Here is a 14,240-nt window from a genome sequence, read left to right on the forward strand (position 1 = left end):
GGCTGCATCCTACGGCAATGCCAACTGCAAGTTGGCACCTAATGACGCATGCGATTTCGTATACGACCTTTGAGGAGAACGGACATGACCGTAGTGGCGCTCACTGCTGAGCTGCGCGCGAAGCTTCTCGACGCGCCGGTGGCCGGTCTGTCGGCCCAGTTGCGCAAGCGCGGCCTGGACAACGTCACGATCGATGGCGTTCGGCCGCTCCTGCCGGAGAGGAAGGTCGTCGGCACCGCCAAGACGCTGCGGTTCCTCCCGGGTCGGGAGGACCTCTTCCGCAGCCACGGCGGCGGTTACAACGCGCAGAAGCAAGCCTTCGACTCGGTCGCCGAGGGCGAGGTGCTCGTCATCGAGGCCCGCGGCGAGACCGGATCCGGCACGCTCGGCGACATCCTCGCTCTGCGGGCGCACGCCCGTGGTGCTGCGGCGATCGTCACCGATGGTGGGGTGCGCGACGTCGAGGCGGTGACGGCGATCGGCATTCCCGTCTACGCGGTCGGCGCGCACCCCGCGGTGCTCGGTCGCAAGCACGTCCCGTGGGACACCGACCTGGCGATCGCCTGCGGTGGCACCACCGTCGTGCCCGGAGACATCATCGTCGGAGACACCGACGGCGTGATCGTGATCCCGCCAACGCTGGCCGAGGAGGTCGTGGACGCCACGCTCGCCCAGGAGGACGAGGACGCGTGGGTCGCGGACCAGGTGCGCGCGGGGCACCCGGTGGATGGGCTCTTCCCGATGAACGCCGCCTGGCGGGAGCGGTACGACGCCGAGCGGGCGCAGCGGTGAGCTCGGCCAGTGCTGCAAGCGCCGGCGGCACCGACGTCAGCAAGTCGCGGCGTGCCTATGACTGGATTCGCGATCGGATCACGACGGGCGCGTTCACGCCTGGCTACCGGCTGGTGTTGAGCTCCCTCGCCGCTGATCTCGCGATGAGCGTCGTCCCGGTGCGTGAGGCGATCCGGGAGCTCACGGCGGAGGGCCTGGTCACCTTCGAGCGCCACGTCGGCGCCCGGGTGGCGATGGTCGACGACTCGTCGTACCGCCATGCCATGCAGGTGATCAGCGTCGTGGAGAGCGCGGCGACGGCGCTCTCGGCCGCCCACCTGACGCCGGCGGACGTGGCCCGGGCGCGCGACCTGAACGAGGTCATGCGCAGCGGCCTCGCGCACCTGGACTCCCGCCTGTTCAGCGGGCTCAACCAGGAGTTCCACCACACCCTGTACGCCAAGTGCCCCAATCCGCGGCTCCTCGAGGTGGTGGAGGCGGAGTGGGCCCGGCTCGGTCACTTCCGTGACTCCATCTTCAGCTTCGTGCCCGAGCGCGCGCCCGCGTCCGTGTGCGAGCACGACACCCTCATCGACCTCATCGAGCAGGGCGCGCCGCCGGAGGAGATCGAACAAGCCGTGCGGTCACACCGGCACGGATCCCTGGAGGCCTTCTTGACCAACCGTCACCCCGAGGCGGTCCCCGCCACTGAAGGAGCATGATGCTTCCCCCCGACACCATTGCCGACCTCGCCGCGGAGCTCGCCGGGGCGCATCGAGATCGGGCGGTGATCCCACGGCTCACCGCCCGCTATCCCGATGCCACCGTCGAGGACTCCTATGCCGTCCAAGGCGTGTGGCGAGACCAGCGACTGGCAGCCGGTTACCGCCTCGTAGGCCGCAAGATCGGCCTGACCTCCAAGGCGATGCAGTCGGCAACCGGGATCACCGAGCCCGACTACGGCGTGATGTTCGACGACACCGTCTGGGAGAACGGAGCTGTCCTCCCGTTCGACGACTTCTCCAACGTGCGCATCGAGGTCGAACTGGCCTTCCTGCTCAATGCCCCGCTCGAAGGGCCGGCGTGCACGATCTTCGACGTGCTCCGCGCCACCGAGTACGTCGTCCCGGCGCTGGAGGTGCTCAACTCGCACTTCGAGCTCGAGGGCCGCACAATCGTCGACACGATCGCGGACAACGCGGCGTACGGCGGACTGGTCGTCGGCGGCAACCCGACCCCGCCGGACGTCATCGACCTGCGCTGGATCTCTGCGCTGCTCTACCGCAACGAGAACATCGAGGAGACCGGTGTGGCCGCCGGTGTCCTGAACCACCCGGCCACCGGCGTGGCCTGGCTGGCCAACAAGCTTCACCAGCACGGAACCCGGCTCGAGGCCGGCGAGCTCATCCTGGCCGGCTCGTTCACCAGGCCGACCTGGATCTCGCGCGGCGACAGCGTGCTGTGCGACTACGGACCGATGGGGACGATCTCATGCCGCTTCGAATGAACCCGACACTGCGCGACGCTCTCGCCGCCTCCGACCGGCCGCTGGTCGGGATGTGGGTCTGCAGTGGGAGCCCGCTGATCGCTGAGGTCTGCGCCGGCAGCGGCCTCGACTGGCTGCTCATCGACATGGAGCATGCTCCGAACGGCCTGGAATCCGTCCTCGCCCACCTCCAGGCGGTGGCGCCGTACCCTGCCATTCCGCTCGTCCGCGTCCCCGGCTACCTCCCGGTGATGGTCAAGCAGGTGCTGGATCTCGGCGCGCAGAACATCCTGATGCCCATGGTCGATACCGCTGAGCAGGCCGAGGCAGCGGTCCGAGCAGTGCGCTATCCGCCTCGCGGCATCCGTGGCGTCGGGTCGGCCCTGGCACGCTCCGCCCGCTGGAACCGTGTTGACGACTACCTCACCGACGCCGAGCGGTACGTCTCGTTGTTCGTCCAGATCGAGTCGGCGACCGGGGTCGAGAACGCGGCCGCGATCGCGGCCGTCGACGGCGTGGACGGTGTCTTCGCCGGACCCTCGGACCTCGCTGCCTCCATGGGGCTCATCGGCCAGCAGAGCCACCCCGACGTCGTCGCCGCCGTACGCCGGGTCTTCGCCGGCGTGACCGCGGCCGGCAAGCCGGTCGGCGTCAACGCCTTCGATCCGGTCGTCGCGGAGTCCTACCTCGAGGCCGGGGCGTCCTTCATCCTCGTCGGAGCCGACGTGGCGATGCTCGCACGCGGGTCCGAGGAACTCGCCGCCCGATTCATCCACACAGAAGGACACGTCCGTGACAGCTACTGACCCAGGACGCGGCGGTCGCCGTGGCCATCGACCGCCGCCCCGCCGGGTCGAGGTGGTCGACAAGGAGCGGCTCACGCCCCGGCTGGTCTCGATCCTCTTCGGCGGCGAGGCCCTCCGCGGCTTCCCGCAGCCGGTGCCGACGGCGCACATCAAGCTCTTCCTGCCCGACGCCGATGGACGGCTGCACGCTCCGGTCGCCGGTCCGGACGGACTCGAGTGGCCCGACGGCCGGCCGACCATGCGGACCTATACGCCGCGGCGATATGACGCCGATGCGAACACCCTCGAGGTGTGGTTCGTGCTGCACGGTGAGGGACCTGCCTCGGCCTGGGCTGAGCGGGCCGCGCCCGGTGACCTGGTCGCGATCGGCGGGCCAGGCGGTCGCTTCACGCTCGACCCGGACGCCTCCCCGTGGTGGATCGCCGGGGATGAGAGCGCCCTCCCGGCGATCGCGACGCTCATCGAGGCGCTCCCGGAGACGGCGACCGCACGATTCCACCTCGAGGTCGACTCGCCGGTCGACTCGCCGGCCGACCTCGTGACCCTGCCCGAGCACCCCGGCATCGAGCTCCTCTGGCACTGTCGCGCAGATGCTCCGGCGGGCACCCAGCCGGGCGACCTGCTCGTCCGGGCGCTGCAGGACGACGACGTGAGCCCGGCGGCGTACCTCTGGGCGGGGTGTGAGGCGTCAGCCGTACGGCGGATCCGCAGCCACGCTCTCGATGTCCGATCGTTGCCACGGGACCACGTGACCACTCGCGGCTACTGGCGAGTCGGCGAGGCCAACCACCCCGACCACGACTTCGGCGAGGACTGACCGGACGAGCGCGGCGGTTCCGTTGTGTCGGCTTGGCCGGTCCACAGTCGCGACACAGCGCGGGTTCCTACGGTGGGGCCGCACCAAGAGCACAAGGTGCGTCAAGAGGACCCAGAGGAGTAGCCCGTGACCGACCCGCAGGTCGACCCGCTCGAGCATCAGTACTCACACGCCACGGGACATCGTCGTCACGAGCCGGGGTCGCCAGCCTTCGTAGGGCGTCGCAGGTTGATGACTCAGGCATTCGCTGCGGCGGGAGCCGCAGCGTTCTCGACGATGCTCGCCGCATGTGCGTCTGACTCATCGTCGAGCTCGACGGCGTCCTCGTCGGGCGCGGCCGCAGCCGGTCCTGGTCGCCCTGAGGGTGGCCCAGGGAGCGAGGGAGGTCCCGGCGGCGGTGGACCCGGCGGTGGTGGCGGCGCCGACGGCGGCCCCGGGATCACTGACAAGTTCGTGGGTGTCACCACCGACGGCACGGTGATCAAAGACCTGTTCAGCATCCACAAGACCGGAGTGAGCACCGACAGCGTCGTCGCTGCCGCCAAGGCGTGGCTGGCCTCCTTGACGGCGGCGCAACGCAAGGCCGTGACGTTCCCGGTCAAGGCTGCGGACTACACCAAGGACGAGTGGCGCTTGTGGACCAATGTCGATGGTGACCGCAGTGAGGGCATGAGCCTGCAGGACATGACGAAGGCACAGCGCACCAAGGCGCTGGCGATCCTCAAGGCCGGCATGAGCGCCCGCGGACTCGAGAACGCCGACAAGGTCCGGCACCTCAATCTCTACGGCGGCCAGCTCACCAAGACGACCGATAGGTTCAACGACGAGCTGTATTGGATGACGATCATGGGAACGCCGTCGACCACGGATCCGTGGGGCTGGCAGTTCGAGGGGCACCACCTGGTGATCAACTACTTCGTCTTGGGCGACCAGGTGGTCATGACTCCGACCTTCATGGGCTCCGAACCCACCGTCGCCAACGACAACATCGACAGCGCGTATGAGGGCACCAAGGTCTTCCAGGACGAGCTCGCCGCGGGCTACGCCCTGATTCGCTCGTTGAGTGCCGACCAGCAGTCGGTCGCCATCGTGCAGGGAACCCCGAGCGACCTGACGGCCGGCGCGTACTCGGACAACGTGGTCATCGCCTATGAAGGCATCAAGGCCACCGACCTCGATGCGACGCAGCTTGCCAAGCTCTGGCAGTTGGTCGAGTTGTACGTCGGGAACGTCGACGACGGCCACGCCAGGGTCACGATGGCCCAGATCAAGAAGCACAAGGATGAGACCCACTTCTCCTGGCACGGCACGACCAAGGAGAACGCGCCGATCTATTTCCGCGTCCACAGTCCTGTGGTCCTGATCGAGCTTGATTGCCAGGACCTCGGGCCGGTTGGGGAGGCGGCCGGCTGGAAGGCCGGGATGAGTCAGCGGCATATCCACACCATCATCCGCACCCCTAACGGCAACGACTACGGGAAGGACCTTCTCGCGCTACACCTCGCGATGGACCACTGACCCGAGCGCCGGTCGTCTGAGCTCGCGACGGCACGAGGCAACCTGGAGGCATCACCGCGTCGCACCAGGTTCATGGGCGCGACGGCGTCCTCGTGGGTTCCTACCCGATGTGCTCCGTCGCGTCGCGGAAGGTGAGTTCGACGAGTCAGCGAGCGCCTCGCCCGGTCAGTTCCTTGATCCTCATTTCGTGAGTCGTCCAATCCCGTCGCCGACAACTACTCAGGGGATGGCGGCCAAGCCGAAATCGTAGTGAAGCGCCGCCTACCCGCAGGCTCGGTGGTCAAACCGACGGGCAGACGCCTGGTTCGGTCGATGCGAGACTCCCCGGCGTGACCGAGACGATCAGCCACGGATGGATCGCGATGGGCGCCATATTGGTGTTCCTCGGGAGTGCGGTCCAAGCCGTTCATCTCCGCCGAACGATGCAGACCAGTGCCGCTTGGTCGTTGCTTGCGATCGGAGCAGCACTGATTGCCGTCGGCGCTGGTCACCTCGCAGGCTGGTGGGGCTAAAAGGCACGGGGCACCGGGTGAACAAACCACCGCGAACGTTCTGGGTCGTTGCGAACTGCTACCGGAATTGCTACCGGCCGAGAATGACGAACGCCCCCGAGGCTGAGCCTCGGGGGCGTTCGTGCAGGTCAGCGACCTGCGGTGCTTGTGGGCAGGGGCGGGGTCGAACCGCCGACCTTCCACTTTTCAGGCGGACGCTCGTACCAACTGAGCTACCTGCCCAAGCGAGGCCTCACCCTACCCGAAGGATCCGAGCGTCCACGAATCGGCCGGCTCTTCGGGATCCGGCCGTTAGCGTGGACGGTGATGGGCGAGATGGGTGCGCTCCCCACGGTGATCGCCGTGGGTGCGATGAAGTGCGGCACGAGCGCGATCCATGCCTACCTCGACGCCCACCCTCAGATCGCCATGACGCCGCTCAAGGAGGTCAACTACTTCTTCGGGCCGGATGAGGCGCCGGGCTCCGATCCGGACCGGTGGTGGCGACAGGGTCAGTGGCATCGCGGGGCGAGCTGGTACGCGTCGCTCTTCGAGGCCTCGGCGCCGATCCGGGGCGAGTCGTCGCCGGGCTACACCTCGCCGTCGGCGCCGGAGGCGGCCGCGCGGATGGCCGCGCTGGTGCCCGGCGTACGCCTGGTCTATCTCGTCCGTGACCCGGTTGCGCGGGCCCTGGCGCAGTGGCGCCACCACGTCCGTGACGGCACGGAGGCGCGACCGCTCGCGGAGGCGCTGCTCGACGAGAGCAGCCAGTACGTCGCCCGGGGCAGGTACGCCGAGCGCATCGCCCCGTTCCTGCGGAGCTTCCCTCGCGAGCAGCTGCACGTCGTGGTCCAGGAGCGGCTCGACCGTCAGCGGCGGTGCGAGCTCGCGGCTCTCTACGCCCACGTCGGGGCCGATCCGGGCCACTGGGATGCGGGGCTCGCGGAGCGGCGCCACGTCGGCGGGCGCGCGGTCGCCGACGACGTACCGCTCTCCCTGCGCCGTGCCTTCTGGGACCGGACGCGTGACGACGTCGACGCGTTGCGGGAACTGCTGGCCGACGAGCTGCCGGAGTGGCGGGACCCGGCGACGCCGTGCTGAGCGGGCACCGGTGCTTTGGCCGGGCCCGTCGAGGAGCCCTATGCTGAGCGGCCGTGGCCCCCTTCGTCTAGCGGCCCAGGACCCCGCCCTTTCACGGCGGTAGCGCCGGTTCGAATCCGGTAGGGGGTACGGCGGAACCGTCGTCGAGGTGGCGAGTGGCTCCCGATTGGGAACCGCGAGGCATGATCGGTTATGGTTTCACCGCTCCCGCAAACGAGACGTTGGTTGCGGAGAGCGCCAAAGGCCCCGTAGCGCAGTTGGTTAGCGCGCCGCCCTGTCACGGCGGAGGCCGCGGGTTCAAGTCCCGTCGGGGTCGCTCGACACACAGCAGGAAGGCTCCAGGCATCAGCCTGGAGCCTTCCTGCTTCTCGTGGTGCCACGGCGGCGCGCCGTCAGTCCCCGGATAGGGAGTTCTCCCGATCCGCTCGGCTACCTCAGGCGGGAAGTCTGAGGTGCCGGGCCGCGCCCGCGGCTCAGTCGGGTAGGGGTGAGTCGGTGTACGACGCAGGACGGCGGGACGAGATCGCGTGCCGGACGGAGCCGGAGCTGTGGTTCGCGGAGGCGCCGGCCGCTGTGGAGCGTGCGAAGGAGCTGTGTCGCACGTGCCCGGTGCGGTCAGGATGCCTCGAGGGTGCGCTCGTCCGCCGCGAGCCGTGGGGAGTCTGGGGCGGCGAGATCGTCGTCGACGGCGTGGTCGTCGCCCACAAGCGCGGCCGCGGCCGTCCGCGGAAGCAGTCGGTCGTCGCCTGAGCGCCGGTGCGTCGTACGGGCACAATGACGGCGTGATGGAGATGGACCCCGCCCGCTTCGACGCGCTCGTCGACGAGGCGCTCGACGCGATCCCCGAGGAGCTCGCGGCACAGGTCCACAACCTCGTCGTCCTCGTCGAGGACTGGCCGCCGCCCGACGTCCCGCAGGACACGCTGGGGCTGTACGACGGCGTGGCAATCACCGAGCGCAACGACATGTGGGGCGGGGGACTGCCGGACCGCGTCTTCGTCTACCGCCGGCCGCTGCTGGCGATGTGCGAATCGGAGGAGGAGCTCGTCGACGAGGTGCGGATCACCGTGGTCCACGAGATCGCCCACCACTTCGGCATCTCCGACGAGCGGCTGCACGAGCTCGGCTGGGCCTGACACGAGGAAGATCAGAGCGCGGTGCCGACCGCCCAGCCGACCGCGCAGGCGCCGAGGCCGATCGCCAGCGAGCCGACGACGTTGAGGAACGCCGTACGCCAGCTGCCGGTCTCGACCAGCCGGAGGGTCTCGTAGCCGAACGTGGAGAACGTCGTGAGGGCACCGCAGAAGCCGGTCCCCGCGAGGGTGAGTCCCCAGGAAGGGAAGGCGCCGGTGGAGGCCGCGCCCGCCACGAACCCCAGGATCAACGACCCCGCGATGTTGACGGTGAAGGTTCCCCACGGGAGCACGGTGTCGTGCCGGGTCTGCACCCACTGGTCGGTGAGGTAGCGCACCGGGGCGCCCACGGCGCCGCCGAGCAGCACGAGCAACGCCGTCACGCGCGCTCCTTCCGGGCCCCGGTGGGGTCCGCCGCCTCCGCGGCCGCACCGGTCGGGCTCGGCCGGCCGGTCTCGAGGACCTCGACCTCCTCGAGCGTGACGAGCCGGCGCGTGACCAGCTCGGCGATGTCGGTGACGAACGCGCGCAGCCGCTCGGCGGTGTCGACGATGATGACCAGGCACGGAAGGTCGTCACCGAGCGACAGGATCCGCTGCGTGTGGATCCGCTGGGAGACGCCGTACCCCTCCTCGCCGTGGACCACGGTGGCGCCGGCGAGACCCGCGGCGTGGGCCCGGTGGACGATCTCGGTCGAGAGCGGCCGGTGGTGCCACTGGTCGTTCTCCCGGATGTGGATCGTGAGTCGAGCGGGCATCAGTCCTCCTGGGGAGCGGGGCCGTCGGGGTCGAGGTCGGGGTCGATCGGGGCGGGCTCGAACGCGATCTCGTGCCCGTGGCGTCGCTCGAGCCTCGTGATCACCAGCCGACCGGCGACGGCACCGGCCCAGACCGCGACCAGGCCAAGGACGACCGTGGCGATCAGGTAGCCGAGCGCGGTCAGCGACGCGCCCCCGGCGAACAGGCCGCGGCTGTCGAGCTCGTAGGTCGAGAAGGTCGTGTAGCCGCCGAGCACACCGACGCCGAAGAAGGGGCGGACATAGCGGGTGTGGGACCACGGGCCGAGCACGAACGCCATCAGCAGCCCCAGCAGCAGCGCCCCCGACAGGTTCGTGAGGAACGTCGCGAGCGGGAAGCCCGTCCCCGCAGGGGGTACGGCGGACGCGAGGCCCCAGCGGGCCAGCGCGCCGATCGCGCCGCCCGCGCCGATGGCGGGCAAGAGGTCGGCGTGGGCGCGGACGAGCGCGGCCAGGGTGGGGCGGCGCGTCGTCGTCTCCGGTGCCGAGGGCATGGATCACCTACCTAACGGGTCGTCGTCGGGTAGGGACTGTTGGCGGCCCTGCCGCTGCAGGGCCGCGGTTGTCGGCGAGCCCCACCGCCATCGCGGCCCAGTCTAGTTCCGCACCAGGAGACGGCCGACGAGGCGACGTCAGCGAGCCGCGCGCTGGCGGCTCTCGTAGGGCCACGGGGTGGCTGCGGCGCCCGCGGACTGGCGGATGTACTCACCCAGGAACCAGTGCTGGAAGACCACCTGCTCCTCCTCGCGAGCGAGGGTCAGGAGCCGCTCCTGGCGGCAGAACTCGTCGGTGACGTCGAGGAGGTCGAGGAAGCGCTGCAGGGTGTCGGCGGCGGCCCGCGGCATCCGGACGTGGAGGTCGGCGGTGGTGGCCCCGCGGTCGAGTGCCTGCTCAAGCTCGTGGCGGCCGATCCCGTCGCGCAGCTGGCGCTCCAGCGCGGTGAACAGGTCGGACAGGCTCTTCGCGAGCGGGTATTCCGCGGCGTGGGCGATCGCCAGCAGCCGCACCTCGCGGCGCAGTTCGCGGAAGTGGTTCTGGAAGCCGAGGTAGAGGTCCAGAGGGATGCCGAGGACCTGCACGTCGACCGGGTCGGTGACCTCGACCCGCTGCTCGGGCATGTGGGCCCAGCCGCTGATGATGCCCTCGGCGCCGTCGTGCTCGGAGACCTGGGCGGCCGGGGCGAACCAGACCACCTTGCCGTCCTGCTCGATCTCGGCGCCCCAGGCGTCGGAGACGCGGGCCACGATCCGCAGCCCACGGCCGAAGGTGAGGAGCAGGTCGTCCTCGGAGTCGAACGGGGCGGCGGAGGGGAGCACCGGCTCCCGGACTGAGGAGTCGCGCACCTCGACGCGGGGATGCTCACGAGTGCCACGCACACGAACCTGCACCGGGGCCTCGCCGTGCAGCAACGCGTTGGCGATCAGCTCGGAGACGCCGAGCTCGGCGCACTCGACGAGCTCGGCGCGGCCGATGTCACGGCATGCCTGCGCGATCCAGCCACGGACGTCCGACACACTGAAGCCCGGCCCCAGTGTGAGGGCCGGCCGGTTGAGCGGCACAGGGCCTCCTTCGGACGGTTCGGTGAGCGAGGACAGGATCAGGTTCAGGACCCCGGTCGGAACCGCGCGGCGGCGCGGTCGGGGCCGTGGGTGCTCCCACCCGCCGCGCGCGGGTGACAAACGGCATTGTGCGCTCCTTTACCCGAAAGTGAAGACCTTGCGCCGCGATCCGGGACACCTGTGAGAAGTCTGTGCCTGCGCGCGTGCGTATTCCGCGAGGCGGATGTGAGGATGCAGACGGGCCCCTGGGTTACCGAGTGTGGAGAGCACGCGCCAGAATGGTGACTGGAACGATCTAACCCCCGTGGGAAGGGTGAGCATGGCAGCCAACCAGCCGGAGATCTCGCAGGCGGCCCCTGCGCAGAGGTCGGGCAAGCACCGGGTCGTCATCATCGGCTCGGGATTCGGCGGCCTCTTCGCGGCGAAGGAGTTCAAGCACGCCGACGTCGAGGTGACGGTGATCGCGAAGACCACGCACCACCTCTTCCAGCCGCTGCTCTACCAGGTGGCGACCGGCATCCTGTCGCAGGGCGAGATCGCCCCGCCGACCCGGGAGATCCTCGCCAAGCAGAAGAACGCCACCGTGCTGCTCGGCGAGGTGACGGAGATCGATCTGGCGAACAAGCTCGTCACCTCCGAGCTCCTCAACCGCAGGACGGTCACGGCCTACGACTCGCTCATCGTGGCGGCCGGGGCGGGGCAGTCCTACTTCGGGAACGACCAGTTCGCCGAGTTCGCCCCCGGGATGAAGAGCATCGACGACGCGCTGGAGCTCCGCGGCCGCATCTTCGGCGCGTTCGAGCTCGCCGAGATCGGTGCCGCCCGGGGTGAGAACGTCGACCACCTGCTCACCTTCGTCGTCGTCGGTGCCGGTCCCACGGGTGTCGAGATGGCGGGGCAGATCGCCGAGCTCGCCCGTCGTACTCTTAAGAAGGACTTCCGCCACATCCAGAGCCAGAAGGCGCGCGTGGTCCTCGTCGACGCCGCACCGCAGGTGCTCCCGCCGTTCGGCGAGAAGCTCGGCGAGAAGTCGCAGGCCGCGCTCGAGAAGGCCGGTGTCGAGATCGTCCTCGGCGCGATGGTGACGGCCGTGGACGAACGCGGGCTCGAGATGAAGTTCAAGGACGGCACGGTCAAGCGGATCGAGTCGGTGACGAAGATCTGGGCCGCCGGCGTCCAGGCCTCCGAGCTCGGCAAGACGCTGTCGGAGCAGACCGGGGCCGAGCTCGACCGGGCGGGCCGCATCGCGGTCAACGGCGACCTCACGCTGCCGAACCACCCCGAGGTCTTCGTCGTCGGCGACATGATCAACCTCAACCACCTTCCCGGTGTCGCGCAGGTCGCGATCCAGGGCGCGAAGCACTCCGCGAAGACGATCAAGGCGCGCCTGGCCGGCAAGCCGGAGCCCGGCGCCTTCAAGTACTTCGACAAGGGCTCGATGGCGACGATCAGCCGCTTCAATGCGGTCGTCAGCGTCGGCAAGATCAAGATGGCCGGCTTCATCGCGTGGCTGATGTGGCTCGTCGTCCACCTCGCCTACATCACCGGCTTCCGCAACCGCCTCACCGCGGTGCTGCACTGGCTGATGTCGTTCATCGGCCGTGACCGCTCCGAGCGCACCACCACGATGCAGCAGATCTTCGCCCGCTCGGCACTGGAGCGCATCGAGGGCGGTGCGGCCGGCCTCGTCTCCGAGCCCGGCGAGATGGACGCCCTGTTGGAGGAGCGCCGACGCGAGCTCGAGGAGCAGGCGCTCGAGGAGGCGCGCCTCACCGACGCGCACGAGCGCGGCGTCGCCGCGCAGTAGCCGCGTCCCGAGCCGTCGGAAGGGCGGTCACCGGTCCGAGGGGCCGGTGACCGCCCTTCCGCTGTCGGCGCTCTCCGCCGCCGGTGTCGCCGGCCGGGTGTCGGCGGAGCGCAGGTCCGTGCGGTAGTAGCGCAGCACCCGCATGAACTCGGCGGGCTCGACCATCGAGCCGTCGATGACGTACGCCGGCAGCGACGGTCGCCGGAGCACGACCCGCCAGCGTCGACCACCGGGGCGCCCGACGACCTCGATCCCGGTGTGGGCACTGGTCAGGTCGAACACGGTCCGGCTGCCGCCGCGACGGACTTCGAGGGAGCCGCCGGTCACGGTGAGCGTGGCGGTCGCGGAGCCGGCGCGGACGGCGTACAGGATGGCCGTCAGGCCGAGCGCGAGGCCGGCGAGCTCGTAGGTCGTGCTGGTGCGTTGCCGCCAGGCCAGCGCGGCGAGCACCAGGCAGGCGATCAGGCCGGCGACGAGGAGCAGGGTGTAGAGCCGCCGGGCGTGCTTGCGCGGCCGGAAGAAGATCGTGTGCGGAGCCAGCGCCGGGCGCTCGGCGGCGCGCGGAGCGGGGACGACGACCTCCGGCGCGTCGCCGTGCGGCGGCTGCGGGGCGATCGCGGGCCGGGGCGCCGTCAGCGCGTCCGCCGGTGTCTCCAGGTCATCGCTCTGGTGATGCTCGAGCCAGCGATCGAACAGGTCCCCCATGATCGGCAGGGTAGGTCGGCCCCGCCGCGCCCGCAGGAAGTTCGGGTCAGGAGGTGACGATGGTCCCTGCGCCCGTCGCCGTGGAGCCACGGTCCAACGCCCGGGCGATGACCATCCGCTGGATCTGGTTGGTGCCCTCGAAGATCTGCATGACCTTGGCCTCGCGCATGTAGCGCTCGACCGGGAAGTCGCGGGTGTAGCCATAGCCGCCGAGCACCTGCACGGCGTCGGTGGTGACCTTCATGGCGTTGTCGGTCGCGACCAGCTTGGCGACCGAGGCCTCGGTCGAGAAGGGCAGCCCGCGGTCGCGCAGCGACGCCGCGGACTGCAGCGTGGCCCGGGCGGAGACGACCGCGGCCTCCATGTCGGCGAGCACGAACGCCAGGCCCTGGTGGTCGATGATCCGGCGGCCGAAGGTCTCCCGCTCGCGGGCGTAGGCGACTGCTCGGTCGAGCGCGCCCTGCGCGAGCCCGGTGGCGACGGCGCCGATGCCGAGCCGCCCGGAGTCGAGCGCGGCGAGCGCGATCCGCAGTCCGTTGCCCTCCCCGCCGATGAGGCGCTCGCCGGCGACGCGTACGCCGTCGAAGCGCATCGTGGCGGTCACGGATCCGGTGAGCCCCATCTTGCGCTCGGGCGGGTCCGCCGAGAGTCCGTCGGCGTCGGCCGGGACGAGGAAGCAGGAGATGGCGCCGCGACTCTCGCCGGTGCGGGCCATGACGGTGTAGAAGTCGGCGTGCCCACCGTGGGTCGTCCAGGCCTTCGTCCCGGTGATGACCCACGCATCGCCGTCGCGGACGGCGCGGGTCGTCATCGCGGCGGGGTCGGAGCCGGCCTGCGGCTCGGAGAGGCAGTAGGCGCCGAGCAGTTCGCCGCCGAGCATGTCGGGGAGCCAGCGCCCCTTCTGCTCCTCGGTGCCGTGGTGGACGAGCGGGAAGCAGGACAGCGCATGCACCGAGACGCCGACCCCCACCGAGGCCCAGACCGAACCCAGCTCCTCGAGGACGCGGAGGTAGTCGGCGTAGGCGGCGCCCCCGCCGCCGTACTCCTCGGGGTAGGGAAGGCCGAGGACGCCGGTGCGTCCCAGGAGCGTGAACATGTCGCGGGGGAAGCGCTCGTCCGCCTCGGCGGCGGCCGAGCGCGGGGCGAGCTCGTCGGTGGCGATCCGGCGCACCAGACGGAGGAGCTCGACCGTCTCCTCGGCGGTGACGACGTGACGTGAGGGCATGCGTCCACGGTAATACGTGGACGTC

Annotated in this window: 17 protein-coding genes and 3 tRNA genes; 13 read left to right on the forward strand and 7 right to left on the reverse strand. The window is 70.1% G+C overall.

Going from position 1 to position 14,240, the window contains the following annotated elements; translation table 11 throughout:
* Positions 1–84: 84 nt before the first annotated feature.
* The 7 genes from AB3X52_RS06425 (at position 85) to AB3X52_RS06455 (ending at position 5,910) form a co-directional block, all read left to right on the forward strand.
* Entirely contained in the window at positions 85–792 is a 708-nt protein-coding gene (locus tag AB3X52_RS06425) for an RraA family protein (protein WP_367992449.1), read from the forward strand.
* A complete protein-coding gene (locus AB3X52_RS06430) occupies positions 789–1,493 on the forward strand; it encodes a GntR family transcriptional regulator (protein WP_367992451.1) in 705 nt (234 codons plus the stop codon). Before AB3X52_RS06425 ends, AB3X52_RS06430 begins: the two co-directional genes overlap by 4 nt.
* Positions 1,490–2,278, forward strand: coding sequence for an FAA hydrolase family protein (locus tag AB3X52_RS06435; protein WP_367992453.1), 789 nt, complete (start codon positions 1,490–1,492; stop codon positions 2,276–2,278). Before AB3X52_RS06430 ends, AB3X52_RS06435 begins: the two co-directional genes overlap by 4 nt.
* Positions 2,263–3,063, forward strand: coding sequence for an HpcH/HpaI aldolase family protein (locus tag AB3X52_RS06440; protein ID WP_367992454.1), 801 nt, complete (start codon positions 2,263–2,265; stop codon positions 3,061–3,063). The genes AB3X52_RS06435 and AB3X52_RS06440 overlap by 16 nt, the downstream gene beginning before the upstream one ends.
* On the forward strand, positions 3,050–3,880 hold the full coding sequence (locus tag AB3X52_RS06445; RefSeq protein WP_367992456.1) for a siderophore-interacting protein: 831 nt from the start codon (positions 3,050–3,052) through the stop codon (positions 3,878–3,880). Before AB3X52_RS06440 ends, AB3X52_RS06445 begins: the two co-directional genes overlap by 14 nt.
* Before the next feature lie 126 nt (positions 3,881–4,006).
* The gene (locus tag AB3X52_RS06450) at positions 4,007–5,398 is read left to right on the forward strand and encodes a DUF3500 domain-containing protein (protein ID WP_367992458.1); all 1,392 of its coding nucleotides are present in this window, start codon (positions 4,007–4,009) and stop codon (positions 5,396–5,398) included.
* Between the two features lie 329 nt (positions 5,399–5,727).
* Positions 5,728–5,910 carry a hypothetical protein gene (locus tag AB3X52_RS06455; protein ID WP_367992460.1) on the forward strand — a complete coding sequence of 61 codons (183 nt, stop codon included), beginning with the start codon at positions 5,728–5,730 and terminating at the stop codon, positions 5,908–5,910.
* 148 nt (positions 5,911–6,058) lie between these two features.
* On the opposite strand, the gene AB3X52_RS06460 is transcribed toward AB3X52_RS06455, so the two are convergent.
* A tRNA-Phe gene (locus tag AB3X52_RS06460) sits at positions 6,059–6,132 on the reverse strand.
* 84 nt (positions 6,133–6,216) lie between these two features.
* Between AB3X52_RS06460 and AB3X52_RS06465 the strand changes: the two genes are divergently transcribed.
* From AB3X52_RS06465 to AB3X52_RS06485, 5 genes are all read left to right on the forward strand, one after another.
* The gene (locus AB3X52_RS06465; protein ID WP_367992462.1) at positions 6,217–6,990 is read left to right on the forward strand and encodes a sulfotransferase; all 774 of its coding nucleotides are present in this window, start codon (positions 6,217–6,219) and stop codon (positions 6,988–6,990) included.
* Positions 6,991–7,046: 56 nt separating this feature from the next.
* Positions 7,047–7,119 (forward strand) — tRNA-Glu (locus AB3X52_RS06470).
* Between the two features lie 113 nt (positions 7,120–7,232).
* Positions 7,233–7,306 (forward strand) — tRNA-Asp (locus AB3X52_RS06475).
* 179 nt (positions 7,307–7,485) lie between these two features.
* A complete protein-coding gene (locus tag AB3X52_RS06480) occupies positions 7,486–7,740 on the forward strand; it encodes a WhiB family transcriptional regulator (protein WP_367992464.1) in 255 nt (84 codons plus the stop codon).
* 35 nt (positions 7,741–7,775) lie between these two features.
* On the forward strand, positions 7,776–8,126 hold the full coding sequence (locus tag AB3X52_RS06485) for a metallopeptidase family protein (RefSeq protein WP_367992541.1): 351 nt from the start codon (positions 7,776–7,778) through the stop codon (positions 8,124–8,126).
* Positions 8,127–8,137: 11 nt separating this feature from the next.
* On the opposite strand, the gene crcB is transcribed toward AB3X52_RS06485, so the two are convergent.
* The 4 genes from crcB to AB3X52_RS06505 form a co-directional block, all read right to left on the reverse strand.
* A complete protein-coding gene (gene crcB, locus AB3X52_RS06490) occupies positions 8,138–8,506 on the reverse strand; it encodes a fluoride efflux transporter CrcB (RefSeq protein WP_367992466.1) in 369 nt (122 codons plus the stop codon).
* Entirely contained in the window at positions 8,503–8,880 is a 378-nt protein-coding gene (locus tag AB3X52_RS06495; protein ID WP_367992468.1) for a DUF190 domain-containing protein, read from the reverse strand. Before AB3X52_RS06495 ends, crcB begins: the two co-directional genes overlap by 4 nt.
* A complete protein-coding gene (locus AB3X52_RS06500) occupies positions 8,880–9,413 on the reverse strand; it encodes a fluoride efflux transporter FluC (RefSeq protein ID WP_367992470.1) in 534 nt (177 codons plus the stop codon). Before AB3X52_RS06500 ends, AB3X52_RS06495 begins: the two co-directional genes overlap by 1 nt.
* A gap of 138 nt (positions 9,414–9,551) precedes the next feature.
* On the reverse strand, positions 9,552–10,478 hold the full coding sequence (locus tag AB3X52_RS06505) for an ATP-binding protein (RefSeq protein ID WP_367992472.1): 927 nt from the start codon (positions 10,476–10,478) through the stop codon (positions 9,552–9,554).
* Between the two features lie 319 nt (positions 10,479–10,797).
* Between AB3X52_RS06505 and AB3X52_RS06510 the strand changes: the two genes are divergently transcribed.
* Positions 10,798–12,285, forward strand: a complete 1,488-nt coding sequence (locus AB3X52_RS06510) for an NAD(P)/FAD-dependent oxidoreductase (RefSeq protein ID WP_367992474.1) — start codon at positions 10,798–10,800, stop codon at positions 12,283–12,285.
* A 27-nt stretch (positions 12,286–12,312) separates the two neighbouring features.
* Here AB3X52_RS06510 and AB3X52_RS06515 read toward each other — a convergent pair whose 3' ends face one another.
* Both AB3X52_RS06515 and AB3X52_RS06520 read right to left on the reverse strand, forming a co-directional pair.
* On the reverse strand, positions 12,313–12,990 hold the full coding sequence (locus AB3X52_RS06515; protein ID WP_367992476.1) for a hypothetical protein: 678 nt from the start codon (positions 12,988–12,990) through the stop codon (positions 12,313–12,315).
* Between the two features lie 46 nt (positions 12,991–13,036).
* On the reverse strand, positions 13,037–14,215 hold the full coding sequence (locus AB3X52_RS06520; protein WP_367992478.1) for an acyl-CoA dehydrogenase family protein: 1,179 nt from the start codon (positions 14,213–14,215) through the stop codon (positions 13,037–13,039).
* Between the last annotated feature and the right edge of the window lie 25 nt (positions 14,216–14,240).

This window comes from Nocardioides eburneus, from assembly GCF_040838215.1.
GTDB lineage: Bacteria > Actinomycetota > Actinomycetes > Propionibacteriales > Nocardioidaceae > Nocardioides > Nocardioides eburneus.

What these genes read in the sequence shown, in the direction of transcription:
- AB3X52_RS06440 (WP_367992454.1), top strand. Translation starts at nt 2,263, where the DNA reads ATGCCGCTTCGAATGAACCCGACACTGCGCGACGCTCTCGCCGCCTCC.
- AB3X52_RS06500 (WP_367992470.1), bottom strand. Translation starts at nt 9,413, where the DNA reads ATGCCCTCGGCACCGGAGACGACGACGCGCCGCCCCACCCTGGCCGCG.
- AB3X52_RS06510 (WP_367992474.1), top strand. Translation starts at nt 10,798, where the DNA reads ATGGCAGCCAACCAGCCGGAGATCTCGCAGGCGGCCCCTGCGCAGAGG.
- AB3X52_RS06425 (WP_367992449.1), top strand. Translation starts at nt 85, where the DNA reads ATGACCGTAGTGGCGCTCACTGCTGAGCTGCGCGCGAAGCTTCTCGAC.
- AB3X52_RS06465 (WP_367992462.1), top strand. Translation starts at nt 6,217, where the DNA reads ATGGGCGAGATGGGTGCGCTCCCCACGGTGATCGCCGTGGGTGCGATG.
- AB3X52_RS06515 (WP_367992476.1), bottom strand. Translation starts at nt 12,990, where the DNA reads ATGGGGGACCTGTTCGATCGCTGGCTCGAGCATCACCAGAGCGATGAC.
- AB3X52_RS06435 (WP_367992453.1), top strand. Translation starts at nt 1,490, where the DNA reads ATGATGCTTCCCCCCGACACCATTGCCGACCTCGCCGCGGAGCTCGCC.
- AB3X52_RS06495 (WP_367992468.1), bottom strand. Translation starts at nt 8,880, where the DNA reads ATGCCCGCTCGACTCACGATCCACATCCGGGAGAACGACCAGTGGCAC.
- AB3X52_RS06485 (WP_367992541.1), top strand. Translation starts at nt 7,776, where the DNA reads ATGGAGATGGACCCCGCCCGCTTCGACGCGCTCGTCGACGAGGCGCTC.
- AB3X52_RS06520 (WP_367992478.1), bottom strand. Translation starts at nt 14,215, where the DNA reads ATGCCCTCACGTCACGTCGTCACCGCCGAGGAGACGGTCGAGCTCCTC.